Origin of the sequence: Bradyrhizobium sp. HKCCYLRH1034, from assembly GCF_051168375.1 — a bacterium.
Taxonomy (GTDB): domain Bacteria; phylum Pseudomonadota; class Alphaproteobacteria; order Rhizobiales; family Xanthobacteraceae; genus Bradyrhizobium.
The window spans coordinates 117,792-132,753 of the sequence record NZ_JBNPUW010000003.1 but is presented as its reverse complement, the minus strand read 5'-3'; the positions used below and the strand labels follow the sequence as shown (position 1 = coordinate 132,753).

General features: G+C 65.6%; 12 protein-coding genes. 8 read left to right on the top strand and 4 right to left on the bottom strand.

What is annotated here, in order from left to right:
• Positions 1–51: 51 nt before the first annotated feature.
• Both ACQR0W_RS07705 and rpmB read right to left on the bottom strand, forming a co-directional pair.
• Entirely contained in the window at positions 52–1,314 is a 1,263-nt protein-coding gene (locus tag ACQR0W_RS07705; RefSeq protein WP_315715245.1) for a T6SS phospholipase effector Tle1-like catalytic domain-containing protein, read from the bottom strand.
• Between the two features lie 343 nt (positions 1,315–1,657).
• Entirely contained in the window at positions 1,658–1,966 is a 309-nt protein-coding gene (gene rpmB / locus ACQR0W_RS07700; protein WP_172114511.1) for a 50S ribosomal protein L28, read from the bottom strand.
• Between the two features lie 615 nt (positions 1,967–2,581).
• On the opposite strand from rpmB, the gene ACQR0W_RS07695 reads away from it, so the two are divergent.
• The 6 genes from ACQR0W_RS07695 to ACQR0W_RS07670 all read left to right on the top strand — a co-directional run bounded on the left by ACQR0W_RS07695 (position 2,582) and on the right by ACQR0W_RS07670 (position 10,181).
• Positions 2,582–3,358: a DUF3108 domain-containing protein gene (locus ACQR0W_RS07695; protein ID WP_316166456.1), complete on the top strand. Its 777-nt coding sequence runs from the start codon at positions 2,582–2,584 to the stop codon at positions 3,356–3,358.
• Positions 3,359–3,912: 554 nt separating this feature from the next.
• On the top strand, positions 3,913–7,482 hold the full coding sequence (locus ACQR0W_RS07690; RefSeq protein ID WP_315752297.1) for a helicase-related protein: 3,570 nt from the start codon (positions 3,913–3,915) through the stop codon (positions 7,480–7,482).
• Between the two features lie 22 nt (positions 7,483–7,504).
• On the top strand, positions 7,505–7,810 hold the full coding sequence (locus tag ACQR0W_RS07685; RefSeq protein WP_315752296.1) for an RNA-binding S4 domain-containing protein: 306 nt from the start codon (positions 7,505–7,507) through the stop codon (positions 7,808–7,810).
• A 114-nt stretch (positions 7,811–7,924) separates the two neighbouring features.
• A complete protein-coding gene (fdxA, locus tag ACQR0W_RS07680; protein WP_315715248.1) occupies positions 7,925–8,263 on the top strand; it encodes a ferredoxin FdxA in 339 nt (112 codons plus the stop codon).
• A gap of 501 nt (positions 8,264–8,764) precedes the next feature.
• Positions 8,765–9,595, top strand: a complete 831-nt coding sequence (locus ACQR0W_RS07675; RefSeq protein ID WP_315825512.1) for a CarD family transcriptional regulator — start codon at positions 8,765–8,767, stop codon at positions 9,593–9,595.
• 172 nt (positions 9,596–9,767) lie between these two features.
• Positions 9,768–10,181, top strand: a complete 414-nt coding sequence (locus ACQR0W_RS07670) for a hypothetical protein (protein WP_315752294.1) — start codon at positions 9,768–9,770, stop codon at positions 10,179–10,181.
• Positions 10,182–10,196: 15 nt separating this feature from the next.
• Here ACQR0W_RS07670 and ACQR0W_RS07665 read toward each other — a convergent pair whose 3' ends face one another.
• Both ACQR0W_RS07665 and ACQR0W_RS07660 read right to left on the bottom strand, forming a co-directional pair.
• Positions 10,197–11,663 carry a M48 family metalloprotease gene (locus ACQR0W_RS07665; protein ID WP_315715427.1) on the bottom strand — a complete coding sequence of 489 codons (1,467 nt, stop codon included), beginning with the start codon at positions 11,661–11,663 and terminating at the stop codon, positions 10,197–10,199.
• 48 nt (positions 11,664–11,711) lie between these two features.
• Positions 11,712–12,488, bottom strand: a complete 777-nt coding sequence (locus tag ACQR0W_RS07660) for a thermonuclease family protein (protein WP_316170975.1) — start codon at positions 12,486–12,488, stop codon at positions 11,712–11,714.
• A gap of 223 nt (positions 12,489–12,711) precedes the next feature.
• Between ACQR0W_RS07660 and ACQR0W_RS07655 the strand changes: the two genes are divergently transcribed.
• Both ACQR0W_RS07655 and ACQR0W_RS07650 read left to right on the top strand, forming a co-directional pair.
• Positions 12,712–13,896, top strand: a complete 1,185-nt coding sequence (locus ACQR0W_RS07655) for an ABC transporter substrate-binding protein (protein WP_316171116.1) — start codon at positions 12,712–12,714, stop codon at positions 13,894–13,896.
• A 200-nt stretch (positions 13,897–14,096) separates the two neighbouring features.
• A complete protein-coding gene (locus tag ACQR0W_RS07650; RefSeq protein WP_316170974.1) occupies positions 14,097–14,891 on the top strand; it encodes an enoyl-CoA hydratase in 795 nt (264 codons plus the stop codon).
• The last annotated feature ends 71 nt before the right edge of the window (positions 14,892–14,962 follow it).

The window sequence follows — 14,962 nt, the reverse complement described above, 5'->3', positions numbered from 1 at the left end:
CCACACGCGGGCCTCTGAAGACGCTGCCCGACGCGCAACGCGCCGTTGCTGCTACTCCGCCTTCTGTTTGACCGGAAGCGGGACGCGCTCATAGGACGCGGGCAGATTGACGGGCCGGTAGTCCTGCGATTCCGCGATCCGCATCAGCACGCTCTCGTGGATGAACGCGCCCTCGGGAATGAAGCGCGGCTCGCAATTCGGAACGTACAATCCGAAATGCGCCTTGCGCTCCGGCCACTCCTTGTACGTCGCGCTCTTCGGCAGCCATTCCAGCAGCCGCCAGGCCGGCGTCATCGAATCGTGCAGCGGGCCCTGGACGCTCGGCGCCACATAGGAGAACGGACTGTTCTTGCGCTGCACGCCCCAGGCGAGCTGATTCACCGTGCGCGGATTGACCGTCAGCCCGGCCTCGACCGCCTCGTCGATCATCCACAGCAGCGGATATTTCGAAGCCGCCGACCGCACCTCGGGATAGCCGCCGCCGACGTCGGAATGCACGCCGGCGAACCACACCTGTTTGGCGTCCTGCGGTCGCGCCTGCGCCTTGTTGAAGCGGTTCGGCGTGAAGGTCTGCGGCATCCCCCACGGCTTCAGCCGGAACATGCAGCGGCGCTCGTCGATCGCCGCAGCCTGACGGAAGATCTTCACGCTCGGGTTCTCGATCGTGAAGGCGAGCTCCTCGAGGCTCGGCAGCGCAAACAGCCGGTCGGTGCGCGGCACGATCACGCTCGCCACCGTGTCCCACACGCCGACGAAATGGATCGTCGGCCAGCGCGTCGAGGTGATCCGCGCGAACTGCGCCGCCTGGTCGGCGCGGCTCTCCGGGATCGGCCCGTCCTCCTCGGTGCTCTCGAGCTCCTTGGTGATGCCGCGCCCGGCCTTCGGATTGTCGGAGGAATACTTCTTGTAGGCGATCACGCCCGGGCCGACGAGATTGATCTGGCCCGGCGAGATCAGCCCGATCTTGTGGATCAGCCCGGCGAGCACGCGCACGGTGTAGGCGCCCCGCGAGAAGCCGAACAGGAAGATGCGATCGCCGTCCTGGTACTGCGTGGCCAGGAAAGAGTAGGCGTTGATGACGTTGTCGTCGAGGCCGTAGCCCGTCGCGAGCCCCAGCACCATGTTGAAATTGGCCTTGAAGCGATGCCAGCTGTCGGGCTGCGTCAACGTGCCGACGCCGGGATCGTAGAACACGACCTGATGCGGTGTCGTCTTGTCGGTCTTGCGCAGGCACCGATAAAGCTTGAGCACGTTCGAGATGTTCTCGCTGATCTCGTTGCCGGTGCCGTCGCAGCAGATGACAATATTCTTCATGGCAAAGGAATGTCCGCAATAATGCTACCGCAACGAGTGTAGAGCATCCGGCTGGTGTTGGGGAGGTCGGTTCCCTATGGCACTTCGTCTGGGTCGCTGTTGCGCGCGGCGCGGCGGACATCGCGAAGTGACTGCGGGGCGCCGTTGTACGAACGGATGGTCACCCGACCAGTCCTGCCGCCCCACGCCTGCTGCCCGTGTCCAGAGTTGTCAGTTGGTCACGGCATCCGCAAGCAAAACGGCCGGATCTCTCGACCCGGCCGTTTCGACATCTCGTTCAGCTTGAAGCCGCGCCCGTGACGCGTCCGGCTTCTGCATCAATCCTGAATTTCGGCTTGCTCTCTCAGCTCGCCTTGGCGACCGGGGCAGCGTCCGCCGCCTTCTTCTCGATGGCGCGCTTCAGCTCCAGCGCGCGCGGCGACAGGGTCGCGGCGTTGGCCTTGAGCAGATAGGCATCGAGGCCGCCATTGTGGTCGACGCTCTTGAGCGCGTTGGTGGAGACGCGCAGGCGCACGTTGCGGCCGAGTGCATCCGAGATGAAGGTCACGTTGCACAGGTTCGGCAGGAAGCGCCGCTTGGTCTTGATGTTGGAGTGGCTGACCTTGTGGCCAACCTGGGGACCCTTGGCCGTCAGTTCACAGCGCCGCGACATGGCAATAAATCCTCTCTCATCCCCGCACCCTTCGTCCGCCTATGTCGGCGGGCCGCGGGGGTCCAAAACTCGTCCAGCTCGTCTCTGGGAGATGCGGTCGTATAGGGGGGATGCGGCTTTTCGTCAAGGTTTTGAAGGCCGCAGCGAATAGAGGGAGCCGGGCCGGCGAACCCGAAGGGCGCGACCCGTGCATCCTCCTGGTCGGGCCGAAATCGCCAACCAGCAGAAAAGCAGGCGTATAATCAATAGTATAGCCGATAGTTTAGACCATATAAAGGGCGCATTCGGACGTGATGGATGGATATCCCGCGAACAGTCCGAAATGCCGGAATGGCGGCATGCTGGCGCGGTCGGAGGTTCGCGGCTCGGTTCCGGCAGAGCTGCGGATGACGGTCTGAGTGCTGTTCAGCTGCAAAGCGCTGGACAAACCGCCATTGTCGGACGGTTCGCGTTGTTTGAAGGCGTTTTTGGCTTAAGTAGCAAGGACGGCGCGTCGGATCGGTCCGGCGCTCAGGCAGGCGGATCGGTAGGATCATTCGTCACGTGACCATCATCTCGGTTCCCTCATTTCTCTCCTGTCGCCTGGCCGCGGCCGGGGCAGCGCTCTGCCTGTTGTTGCTGGCGCAAAACGCCCAGGCGCAGGCTCGGTTGGACGCTCAATACGAGGCTTCCCTGGCTGGCATCCCCGTCGGCAAGGGCACCTGGGCGGTCGAGATCGGGGATGATCAGTATGGTGCCGCGGCTCAGGGCGGCACCGCCGGCCTGCTCAAGAGCTTCTCGCAAGGATCAGGCACCGGCTCGGTGCAGGGGCGCGTCGTCAACGGCGCCCTGGTCGGCCAGAGCTACCAGGCCTCGACCACGACGGGAAAGAAATCCGAGCAGATCCGCATCAATCTGCAGAACGGTACTGTGAAGGACTTCGCCATCGAGCCGGCGCCTCCGGTCGATCCCGACCGCATTCCGGTGACGGATGCCCACAAGCGTGGCGTGCTCGATCCGATGACGGCCTCTCTGGTGCGCGTGCCGGGCAACGGCGAGCTGCTGTCGCCGGACTCGTGCCGCGGCGCTGCGCCCGTGTTCGACGGACGCATGCGCTACGAGCTCAAGCTCGACTACAAGCGCATGGAGAACGTCAAGGCAGACAAGGGTTATCGTGGCCCGGCCCTGGTCTGCGCGATCTACTTCACGCCAGTCGCGGGCTACATCCCGGACCGGCCGGTCATCAAATATCTGGCTCAGGCCCGCAACATGGAGATCTTCTTCGTGCCGATCGCCGGCACCCGTGTGCTGGTGCCGTTCAAGATGGTGATCCCGACCCCGCTGGGGACCGCGATGCTGGAAGCGACGTCGTTCATCACCCAGGCGGCGCCGCACGTCGCCAAGACCCAGTAGTGCGTCGTTTCGCTGCTCCTCCACATCGGAATCTCGTCGTTGCGGCACAGCCCCGTCAGCGGCCGTGGCGTGAAGGCCTGACGGCATGCCGTCCGCTATCGCTTGAATCCGATGGAGATTCGGGGTTCGCGCTGCATGATCTCCGGACTGACGGGCTCATGAGCTCCGATTTGTCGGGACCCCCTATCGATACTGTCTGCTGCGCGTGAATCCGTTTGACTCTTCCCTGATTCTGATTCGACTCGGGACGCGCTGAACGCGCGCCAGTTCCATCGCGAAAGCGTTGCTTGTGGAGCCCGCGAAAACTTGATCTAGTGCTGGCTTGATGGCAGAGCGCGAGATGTTGCGGTGAACGAAGCCGGAAAGCCGACGGAGTCAGCGATTCCTTCGCGATTCGTTCTCAAGGCGTTCCGAAGCTTAAGCTGCGTCACTATATGCGTCACAATGTGAGACAGGGGTCAGCATCGCAGCCTCTCCAGACACACGATCATTCCGCATCCGTCGCGCGTGAACGGCGCGCTTCCAACGCCGGCTTCGAGACCCACATTTAACGAATGGCTTTTTCGTCCTCTTCGGCTGCCTCGCCTTTCGAGCGCACGTCCGACCGCGCTCCCGGAAGCGGCGTCACCGCCGTGCTCGGCCCCACCAACACCGGCAAGACGCATCTGGCGATCGAGCGCATGCTCGCGCATTCCTCCGGCATCATCGGACTGCCGCTGCGGCTGCTCGCGCGTGAGGTCTACAACAAGATCGCCGATCGCGTCGGCAGCGAGGCCGTCGCGCTGATCACCGGCGAGGAGAAGATCAAGCCGAAAAATCCGCGCTACTGGGTGTCGACCGTCGAAGCGATGCCCAGGGATCTCGACGTGTCGTTCCTGGCCGTCGACGAGATCCAGATCGCGTCCGATCTGGAGCGCGGCCACGTCTTCACCGACCGCATCCTCAATCGCCGCGGTCGCGACGAAACGCTGCTGCTGGGTGCTGCGACGATGCGTCCCATCATCGAGCGTCTGCTGCCGGGCGCGTCGATGGTGACGCGGCCACGATTGTCGCAACTCGAATTCGCCGGTGATCGCAAGATCACGCGACAGCCGCGCCGGACCGCCATCGTGGCGTTCTCGGCCGACGAGGTCTACGCCATCGCCGAGCTGATCCGCCGCCAGCATGGCGGCGCCGCTGTCGTGCTGGGATCGCTGTCGCCGCGAACCCGCAACGCGCAGGTGGCGATGTTCCAGAACGGTGACGTCGACTATCTCGTCGCCACCGATGCGGTCGGCATGGGGCTCAACCTCGACGTCGATCACGTCGCCTTCGCGTCCGACCGCAAATATGACGGCTATCAGTTCCGCCGGCTCACGCCGTCGGAATTTGCCCAGATCGCCGGCCGTGCCGGACGCGCGACGCGCAATGGCACGTTCGGCACCACCGGACGTTGTGCGCCATTCGAGCCCGAGCTGGTCAATGCGCTCCAGAACCATGCCTTCGATACCGTGAAGGTGCTGCAATGGCGCAACTCCCGGCTTGATTTCGCGTCCTTGAGCGCGCTTCAGGTCTCGCTGGCGGTCGCGCCGGCGCATGAGGCGCTGACGCGCGCGCCGATTGCGGAGGACCTGCGCGTGCTCGATCACGCCGCGCGCGATGCCGAGGTGCGCGACATCGCTCACGGCGCGGCCGCGGTCGAGCGTCTGTGGGAAACCTGCCAGATTCCCGACTATCGCAGGCTGTCGCCGGCCGCCCATGCGGAGCTGGTGACCACCGTGTTCGGCTTCCTGATGCAGAAGGGGCGTATTCCGGACGCCTGGTACGCGGCCCAGGTCGATCAGGCCGACCGCGTCGATGGCGACATCGATACGCTGTCGGGGCGGATTGCACAGATCCGTACCTGGACCTTCGTGGCCAACCGGCCCGACTGGCTGCGCGACCCTGATTATTGGCAGGGGATTACCCGCGAACTCGAAAATAAATTGTCAGACGCCCTTCATGAACGGCTCACGGAGCGTTTCGTTGATCGTCGTACCAGTGTATTGATGCGGCGCCTGCGGGAGAACAGTGTTTTGAATACGGAAATCGGCAAGACTGGCGAAGTGATCGTTGAAGGGCACGCGATCGGCCGCCTGGATGGATTCACCTTCGCGCCCGACGCCGCCGAAGCCGGCTCGGAGGCCAAGGCCTTGCAGGCTGCTGCCCAGAAGGCGCTGGCCGGCGAGATCGAGGCGCGCGCCGAGAAGCTGTCCAGCGCGCCTGACGAGCACATCGTGCTCACCGCCGACGGCACGGTGCGCTGGACCGGCGACGCGGTCGCCAAGCTGGTCGCGGCCGACGACGCGCTGCATCCGCGCCTGCGCATCATCGCCGACGAGCGGCTGACCGGTGCTGCGCGCGACAAGGTCCAGGCGCGACTCGATCTGTGGCTGAAGACGCATATCGAGAAGCTGCTCGGCCCGCTGTTCGAGTTGTCCAAGGCCGAGGACATCACCGGCATCGGCCGCGGCATCGCGTTCCAGCTGGTGGAGGCGCTCGGCGTCATCGAGCGCGCCAAGATCGCCGCCGAGATGAAGGATCTGGACCAGCCGTCGCGCGCCACCTTGCGCAAGTACGGCGTGCGCTTCGGTGCCTACCACATCTACGTCCCGGCGCTGCTCAAGCCCGCCGCGCGCGCGCTCGCTGCGCTGCTGTGGGCCGAGAAGCAGGGCAATGTCGACATGTCCGCGCTGACCGGCGCGCAGCATCTGGCGAGCTCGGGCCGGACCTCGTTCCCGGTCGACAAGGCGCTGCCGCGCGATGCCTATCGCGTGCTCGGCTACAAGCAGGCGGGCGAGCGCGCCGTGCGCGTCGACATCCTGGAGCGGCTGGCCGACCTGATTCGTCCCGCCCTGGCCTGGCGCGACAATGCACCGGGCGAAAAGCCGGCCGGCGCCTTCGACGGCCGCGGCTTCGTGGTGACGCAGGCGATGACCTCGCTCACCGGCTCGGCCGGCGAGGACTTCGCCTCGATCCTGCGCGCGCTCGGCTATCGCATGGAGAAGCGCCCGCCGCTGCCGCCCAAGCCGATTGAGAAGCCCGTCGAGGCTGCTGCCGTCGCAGAGGCTGCCGCTGCGGAAGCCGCTCCGGCTGAGCCGGCAGATGCGCAGGCCGTGCCGGCCGAGGACCTCGCAGTTGTCGCCGGCGAGCCGGCCGACGAGCAGGTTCCCACCGTCGCGGAGGCCGCCGTCGCTCCGGTGACCGAGCAGGCCGTCGCCGTGCCCGCGGTGGTCGGTGAGGAGCAGGCGGAAGCCGCGTCGGTGTCGGCCTTGGCATCGCTGCCGACCGTCGATTTCGTCACGCCGGATGTGGCGGACGAGGCGTCCGTGGCCGAGACGGCTACCGAAAGCGTCGTCGCCGAGGCGGAAACCGCCGTCGCTGCGGATGCGCCGCAGCCCGAAGCCGCTGAGGCCGTCGCGAACGAGGCAACGAGCATCGGCGACGCTTCGGCTGAAGCCGCCGCGGCGGAAACTGCTGCTGGATCGAACGCTACCGAGGCTTCTCCCGCCGAGGCCGCGCCTGCTGCCGAGCCCGTCCTGGTCGAGGTCTGGCGGCCGGGCGGGCGTTCGGAGGAGCGCCGGCCGCGCCACGACCATCATCATCGCGGCCGGCCCAACCGTCCGCAGCATGAGCGCGGGCAGGCCGCCGGCGGCGGCCAGGCACCGGCCGGGACCGCTCCGGCCGAGGGCGGCGAGGCGCGCGAGCGCCATCACCGCGGCCATGGCCGGCGCGACCGGATGAAGGAGTTCGGCAAGGACTTCCGCAAGGGCCCGCCGGAGGCTGGTGCGGCTCCACCAGCCGAGGGCGCATCGGCTCCGGCGCGCGAGGATCGCGGGCCGCGCCGCGATCATGATGCCAAGGGGCGCGACCAGAACCGTGATCGCAACAAGGGTGGCAAGTTCGGCGGTGACCGCGAGGGGCGCGGCGGCCGCGACTTCGGCAAGGGGGGGCGCGACAAGCGCGACAGCGGCCCGGCGCTGCGGCCCTACGCATCGAGCAGCGGCGGCGGCCGGGATCGCGACCGTCCGGTCGATCCCAATTCGCCGTTCGCCAAGCTCGCCGCGCTCAAGGAGCAACTCGCGGGGAACAACCGCAAGGACTGAGCGGCAAGATCGGTTGGCAAGATTGGTTGGAAGGACAACGCCGACGTCCGACACCCCGTCAGAGCGCCAGCGCCTCGACAAATGGCTGTGGCATGCGCGGCTGGTGAAGGCGCGCACCAGCGCCGCGGCGCTGGTGTCGTCGGGGCACGTCCGGGTCAATGGTGTGCGCGAGACCTCGCCGGGCCATGGGGTGAAGACCGGTGATGTGCTGACCATCGCGCTCGATCGCAGCGTGCGCGTTCTCAAGGTGACCGGCTTTGCCGAGCGTCGCGGCGATGCTGCCTCGGTGCGCGGACTGTACGATGATCTGGATGGCGGACGATCCTGATCGATTGCGCCAGAGCAATGTCCGGTTCAGTTCTTCGCCCCGCTTCACTTGCGGCACACCACGTCCTGCGCTAGTCCAAGCCAGCCGAATTGTCGATCCGTTCCGGAGCCTTGGATGACTTACGTCGTCACCGAAAACTGTATCAAGTGCAAATACACCGATTGCGTCGAGGTCTGCCCGGTAGACTGCTTCTACGAGGGCGACAACATGCTGGTCATTCATCCGGACGAATGCATCGATTGCGGCGTGTGCGAGCCGGAATGCCCGGCCGACGCGATCAAGCCGGATACCGAGCCGGGGCTGGAGAAGTGGCTGGGCGTGAACGCCGAATATGCCAAGTCCTGGCCCAACATCACCCAGAAGAAGGACCCGCCGGCCGATGCCAAGGAGCACGACGGCGAGGATGGAAAGTTCCAGAAATATTTTTCGTCGAAGCCCGGCGCCGGAGACTGACGGTCGTCTCGCTACCTGCGCGGCACCAGCGCGCCCCGTCCTGCGGGGCGCCATCGCGCCGATCGAAATCGTTGCGCGGAAACAATGGCCTAGAACACCTCATGCGGTGAGCGGGAACCGCTGCATGAGTTGTTCTATTCCGGCACGTTGCACTTAACCCTAACTTCGTGGATCCGTCACAATACCGCCCCTGCGGCCTCTAAATCATTGATTTTTGCGGCAAATGTGCTATATATAGCACATTCTCAGAGCCGAACCCGGCCATGCGTAACCTTTTTTGGCCGCCCTTTTAGGTTCCCGCAACATCAAACAGGGGCGTGGCAGTTCCGCGCGCAGGCTGTGTCACAGAAAACGCGTAAAAAGAGTGCTTCCAAGAGTACAAAAAAAGCCGCCGCGGCCAGCCGCAGCGTTTCCAAGGGCCGTGCCCGGGCTCCTGTAAAGGAGATTCGGGCTGCCGCGAAGGCCTCGGCTGCCAAGTCCACCAAGAACAAAAGAAGCGCAATGCCTGAAAAGACTGCCAAGACTGCCGCGAAAGCATCCGCCGCGAAGACCACTCTTGCAAAGGACTCTGTTGCCAAGGCTGCGCCTGCCAAGGCCGCCGCTGCGCCCAAGGCTGCCACCAAGACCGCCGTTCCCGCGGCCGCTGCCCCTGTTGCCAAGCCCGCCGTCGCCGCCAAGCCGGCTGTTCCCGCCGCGGCCGCGCCGCGCGTCGAGGAAAAGAAGCTGCCGACCCAGCGCCAGGGCTTCAAGACCAACGAATTCGTCGTCTATCCGGCTCACGGCGTCGGCCAGATCCTGGCCATCGAGGAGCAGGAGATCGCGGGCGCCAAGCTCGAGCTGTTCGTCATCAACTTCATCAAGGACAAGATGACGCTGCGGGTGCCGACCGCCAAGGTCGCCAATGTCGGGATGCGCAAGCTGTCCGACCCGGCGCTGGTGAAGAAGGCGCTGGAGACCCTGAAGGGCCGTGCCCGCGTCAAGCGCACCATGTGGTCGCGTCGCGCCCAGGAATACGAAGCGAAGATCAATTCGGGCGACATCGTCGCGATCGCGGAGGTCGTGCGCGATCTCTACCGTTCGGAGTCGCAGCCCGAGCAGTCCTACAGCGAACGCCAGCTCTACGAAGCGGCGCTCGACCGTCTGTCGCGCGAGATCGCCGTCGTGCAGCACTCGACCGAGACCGAGGCCGTCAAGGAGATCGAGACGCAGCTCGCCAAGAGCCCGCGCCGCGGTGCCAAGACCGAAGCCGATGCGGTCGCCGAAGGTGATGCGGAAGGCGAGGGTGACGACATCGATGGCGACGACACCGCCGTGGCCGACGAGGCCGCCTGATCGACCGTTTGCGTTTTCGAATTAGTTGCTTACGAAAGCCCGGCCGCAAGGTCGGGCTTTTTTGTTTGGGCGTGTCGCCTTGACGACGTCCCGCTACTGTTCTTGGATCGTCAGCTGCGGGGGTGTCTGCGCAGCGGGCGTCCCATGCTTTGCCTCGACATAGGGGGACGCCATGTCAAATCCGGTGCTTGGACTGGCATCCAGCCCTCTTGCTGAGCTCGTATTCGTCGACGTGTATCGCGACGGCGGTTCATACGATGCCCGTTTCGAGACCGTGGACGGTCAGCCGATCGCGCTCTGGCTGCAGCGATCGAGGATGCCCGATGCTGAGGGGCTGCACCACCGGGAGCTGTTCGTCCACGACGGACAGCAGGACCCGGACGATCTCCAGCCGGTGGCCATAGGCAGTGCGGAAGAGCAGGATGTTCTACATCGCCTCGACGAATTCGTGGTCGGCCACGGCTCCGGCTGCGATGTCGGCGCGCTTGCTCGTCTCGTAAAGATGATAGGCTACATTCGGCGCCGTGAGCCGGTTTTTCCTACTTCCCAGCTGGAACGACGTCCTCCGGAAAGCTGGCCGAGCTGAGCCGCCGCAGCCCCGTCACTCCACCACGATCTTGACGCGGTCGCGGACCTTGACCTGGGCGCGGGCGTCGAGGCCGTTGAGAACGCGGAAGCGCTCGACCGGGCGGTCGACGCCGGTCATGCGGTGCGCAAGCGATTCGACGGTATCGCCCGGCTGCACGGTGATCACCTTGATGCGCAGCGGCCGGGCCGACTGGATCTCCTCCAGGCTGAGCCGGCGGAACGAGTTCACCGTCTCCCGCGCATTGCGCTCGCTCTCGGTGGATTTCTGCCGCGAGGCGAAGATGAAGCGGTAGACGTCGCTGCCGACGCGCAACGCGTAGACCTTGAACTGCCAGGGATCGCCGCTCGCCGTGGTCGAGGCCGCCGGGAAGCCGTTGATCGTCAGCTCCTCGGTCGCCGACTTGTCGACGTTCTCCATCCAGCCGGAATTCAGATAGTCGCCGAGCGTCTGCTGGGCCGGCACGCGCACCACGTCGAAGCGCATCGCCTGCGCGCCGCCTTCGCGCACGCCGATCACCGCCTGCGCGGTGTTGTCGAGCGTGAAGTTCTCCGGCGCCTGGAAGGTGAAGCCGAGCTTCGGATGCAGGAAGCGCCGGCCGCGCACGAAGCCCTCGCTCGGGTCCTCGCCGTAGACGATGTTGTCGACTGCAGCCAAGTAGGTCTCGCGGTCATGCTCCCTGGCCTCGGGGGAGACGTATTGCTTGGCGATGGCGGCGGCGTTCTGCACCCGCTCCGGCGTCGCCGGATGCGACGACAGGAAGTCCTGCGCGCGCGGGTCGATTGCGACTTTACCGGCCTTCAACTCGGCATTGCGCTCCATCGAGCTCAGGAAGCGCGCCGCGCCGTAGGGATCGAACTTCGCCTTGGCGGAGATGCCGACGCCGATGCCGTCGGCCTCGAACTCCTGAGTGCGCGAGAAGCTCGCCATCGTCAGCTTGGTCTTGGCGAGCGCCAGCGCCGTCAGGTCCGGATCGTTGCCCATATCTGAGACGACGCGGGTCACCACGGCGGCCTGCCGCGCCTGGTCCTCGCGGATCGCGGCATGGCGCGCCAGCACGTGCGCCATCTCGTGGCTCAGCACCGACGACAATTCGGAGGTGTCGTTGGCGAGCGCAATCAAGCCGCGTGTCACGTAGAGTTGGCCGGTCGGCAGCGCGAAGGCGTTGACCGCACCGGAATTCAGGATCGTGACCTTGTAGCCCTGGTCGGGGCGATCGGACACGGCCACGAGCCGGTCGACGATCTTGCCGATCAGGCCCTCGAGCTGGGGATCCTCATAGGCGCCGCCATAGGTTGCGAGAATGCGCTCGTGCTCGCGATCACTCGCCGGCGTCGTCTGCACCATCGCCGGCTTCGGCCGCGGCGTCGGCATCGGCGCCGTCGCCTGCTGCAACTTGCCCATGTCGCTGCAACCGGCCAACGCCAGTCCCAGGCACAGCAGCGCCGGTGCGATCCGCGAACCGCAGTTCATCACCGTCATGCGCTTTCGAACAGACAGGTTCACGTCGCTACTCACGTACCTCAGCGGTCAATTCCCGCTCAAAATCTCGATCTGGGCAGTCTGTGTCAGTTCCAGTCTCGGACCCGCATGCGCCTCAACCCAACCGCGCACGCGAACCTGCCGATTCGCAAGTGATTTGACGTCGATACCGGCACCTTCCAATACCGCCATCATACGCTTTGGAATAATCACCGCGAAGCCCCGTGTCCAGCTACGAGCGAAGTTCAGATAAGTTGTTGTCCCCGTCTGTCGTACGGACAACACCTTCCCTTCGACAACCGTAAATAGCCCTACGCGAGACAAAATATCGTCTGGACTTTCCGTGTTTTTTATGACGGCCCCAATCTTCCAAAGGCCGCGCCCGGCGCTGCGTGCCTCGGCTTCCGCCGCGCCCAGGCTGAGGGCGCAATCCCGGTCGGGCAGGTCGACCCCGCGCAGCACGGCGCCCTGCCGGAGCAGCTCGCTCTGCACTGGCTGGTCTGCGCCGGCCACGAACGCGAAGGCCCGCTGCCGGCCATAGCGGTCAGGGGTGTCGTCCTCTCCGCGCAGCACGACGTCGCGGCCGCGCAGCAGCACGCCCAACGCATCCATCGACGTCGCGCGCTGCTCCTCCGGCGGCACCTCGATGCCGGCGAGCCTGACCTCGCGACCGTCGTCGAGACGGAAGCTGCGTGCATCGATGATCTCGCTGACGTGGCCTTCGCCGAGCTCCGCGAACATGCACGGTGTGGCGTGACTCGCCGACATCATCGCGATGGTCGCGACGCTCGCGCCGAGCGCAATCAGCCTCCGTCTGCTCCGCATCCTGCGCTCTCTCGTCATGCTGCATCATCGCACGAAATTTCCATTCCACTGAGCGGAAAGCGGCGACCGGCGACGCTTTTGATGAGCGTGCTGAGCGCTTGCCGCATGCGAAAGCGTGCGCCATGATGCGAACTATCAAAGAGGCCGTCGCCATGTAGCGACGCGCCCGGCAGGGAGGATATCGATGAGCAGAACCATCCGCGGCGCGGCGGCGTCGTTGTTTATGCTGGCGTCGGCGCTGACGTTGTCCGCAGGCGTGGCGCATGCGCAGAGCAAGCCGCCGCTGAAGATCGGCGGCATTCTCGACATGTCGAGCCTCTACGCCGACATCACCGGTCCCGGCAGCGAGACCGCGGCGAAGATGGCGGTGGAGGATTTCGGCGGCGAGGTGCTGGGCCGCAAGATCGAGGTGATCGCGGCCGACCATCTCAACAAGGCTGATCTCGCCGCCAACATCGCGCGCGACATGCTCGACAACCAGGGCGTCGAGATGATCTGGGATGTCGCAGCCTCCGCCACCGCGCTGGCCGCCGGCGAGATCGCCAAGGCGCGCAACAAGATCATCATCTTCAATGGTCCCGGCTCTGTCAGGCTCTCCAACGAGGCCTGCGGCCCGTACACCGTGCACTACGTGTTCGACACTTTTGCGCAGGCCAACGTCACGGGCCTGGCGGCGGTGAAGTCTGGCCTCGACACCTGGTTCTTCCTGACCGCGGACTACGCGTTCGGCCAGGATCTGGAAAAGGACACCACCGCCGTGGTGGTGAAGTCGGGCGGCAAGGTGCTCGGCAGCGTGCGTCATCCGCTCAACACCTCGGACTTCTCCTCCTTTCTGCTGCAGGCGCAGGCCTCCAAGGCCAAGGTGATCGGGCTCGCCAATGCCGGCGGCGACACCATCAACGCGATCAAGCAGGCCGCCGAATTCGGCCTCACCAAGGGCGGCCAGAAGCTGTCGCCGCTGCTCGCCTTCGTCTCCGACATCGACAGCGTCGGGCTCGAGACGGCGCAGGGGCTGCTGGTCGCGGAAGCGTTCTACTGGGATCTCAACGACGACACCCGCGCCTTCACCAAGCGCTTCATGGAGCGCACCAAGCGCGTGCCGACCTCGGCCCAGGCCGGCGTGTATTCCTCCGTCACGCACTATCTGAAAGCCGTGAAGGCCGCGGGCACCACGGATGCGGACGCCGTCATGAAGCTGATGCGGGCGACCCCGATCAACGACATGTTCGCCAAGGGCGGCCGCATCCGCGAGGACGGCCGCATGGTGCACGACATGTATCTGTTCGAGGTCAAGAAGCCATCGGAATCGAAGACCAGGTCCGACGACTACAAGCTGCTCGCGACCGTGTCTGGCAACGAGGCGTTCCAGCCGCTGGAAGCGTCGCGCTGCCCGCTGGTGAAGAAGTGACGGCCGGGGCGACGGCATTCCGGGGCGCGCCTGAGCAAGGCGCAAACGCTGCCGCGACATCCGTCGTTCCGGGGCAACGCGCAGCGTTGAACCCGGAACCTCGATGTGAGTCCATCAGCTCGGGATTCCGGGTTCGACGCTGACGCGTCGCCCTGGAATGACGGAGACATAACACCGGGAAACAACAAGGAGCGCCGGCCATGACCACCAACACCACAGTTCTGCAGCACCTCGACTCCGGCCTGCTCACGATCACGATGAACCGGCCGGAGCGGCGCAACGCGCTCAACAGCGACCTGACCAAGGGCCTGGTCGAGGCGGCGCATCGTGCGGCCAATGATCCGGAGGTGCGCGCGGTGCTGCTCAAGGGCGCCGGCGGCACGTTCTGCGTCGGCGGCGACGTCAAGGCGATGGCCGAAGCCAAGACCGCGCCCTCGTTCGAGACCAAGGTGACGACCTTGCGCGAGCGCATGGAGGTGTCGCGGCTGCTGCACCAGATGCAGAAGCCGGTGGTGGCGCAGATCGACGGCGCGGCCGCCGGCGCCGGCCTGTCGATCGCGCTGGCCTGCGATCTGCGGGTGGCCGGCGAGTCGGCCAAGATCACGACGGCCTTCGCCAAGGTCGGGCTGTCGGGCGATTTCGGCGGCACCTATTTCCTCACCCAACTGCTCGGCAGCGCCAAGGCGCGGGAGCTGTATCTGACCTCGCCAGTCCTGACGGCGCAGGAGGCGCTCACCCTGGGCATGGTCACCAAGGTCGTGCCCGACGCCGAGGTCGAAGCGGCCACGCGCGCGCTGGCGATGTCGCTGGCGCAGGGGCCGAGCGTGACGCTCGGCTACATCAAGCGCAACATCAACAATGCCGAGACGATGACGCTGGAGGCCTGCTTCGACGCCGAGGCGATGCATCACTCGCGCTGCAGCGACACCGAGGATCACAAGGAGGCGGCGAAGGCCTTCGTCGAGAAGCGCGCGCCGGTGTTTCAGGGCCGATAGCTCCGCGTTCTCCGTCATTGCGGGCGAAGCAATCCAGGGTTATGGCCTGAGCTCTGGATTGCTTCGCGTCG

What these genes read in the sequence shown, in the direction of transcription:
- ACQR0W_RS07705 (WP_315715245.1), bottom strand. Translation starts at nt 1,314, where the DNA reads ATGAAGAATATTGTCATCTGCTGCGACGGCACCGGCAACGAGATCAGC.
- rpmB (WP_172114511.1), bottom strand. Translation starts at nt 1,966, where the DNA reads ATGTCGCGGCGCTGTGAACTGACGGCCAAGGGTCCCCAGGTTGGCCAC.
- ACQR0W_RS07690 (WP_315752297.1), top strand. Translation starts at nt 3,913, where the DNA reads ATGGCTTTTTCGTCCTCTTCGGCTGCCTCGCCTTTCGAGCGCACGTCC.
- fdxA (WP_315715248.1), top strand. Translation starts at nt 7,925, where the DNA reads ATGACTTACGTCGTCACCGAAAACTGTATCAAGTGCAAATACACCGAT.
- ACQR0W_RS07675 (WP_315825512.1), top strand. Translation starts at nt 8,765, where the DNA reads ATGCCTGAAAAGACTGCCAAGACTGCCGCGAAAGCATCCGCCGCGAAG.
- ACQR0W_RS07670 (WP_315752294.1), top strand. Translation starts at nt 9,768, where the DNA reads ATGTCAAATCCGGTGCTTGGACTGGCATCCAGCCCTCTTGCTGAGCTC.
- ACQR0W_RS07665 (WP_315715427.1), bottom strand. Translation starts at nt 11,663, where the DNA reads ATGACGGTGATGAACTGCGGTTCGCGGATCGCACCGGCGCTGCTGTGC.
- ACQR0W_RS07660 (WP_316170975.1), bottom strand. Translation starts at nt 12,488, where the DNA reads ATGCGGAGCAGACGGAGGCTGATTGCGCTCGGCGCGAGCGTCGCGACC.
- ACQR0W_RS07655 (WP_316171116.1), top strand. Translation starts at nt 12,712, where the DNA reads ATGCTGGCGTCGGCGCTGACGTTGTCCGCAGGCGTGGCGCATGCGCAG.
- ACQR0W_RS07650 (WP_316170974.1), top strand. Translation starts at nt 14,097, where the DNA reads ATGACCACCAACACCACAGTTCTGCAGCACCTCGACTCCGGCCTGCTC.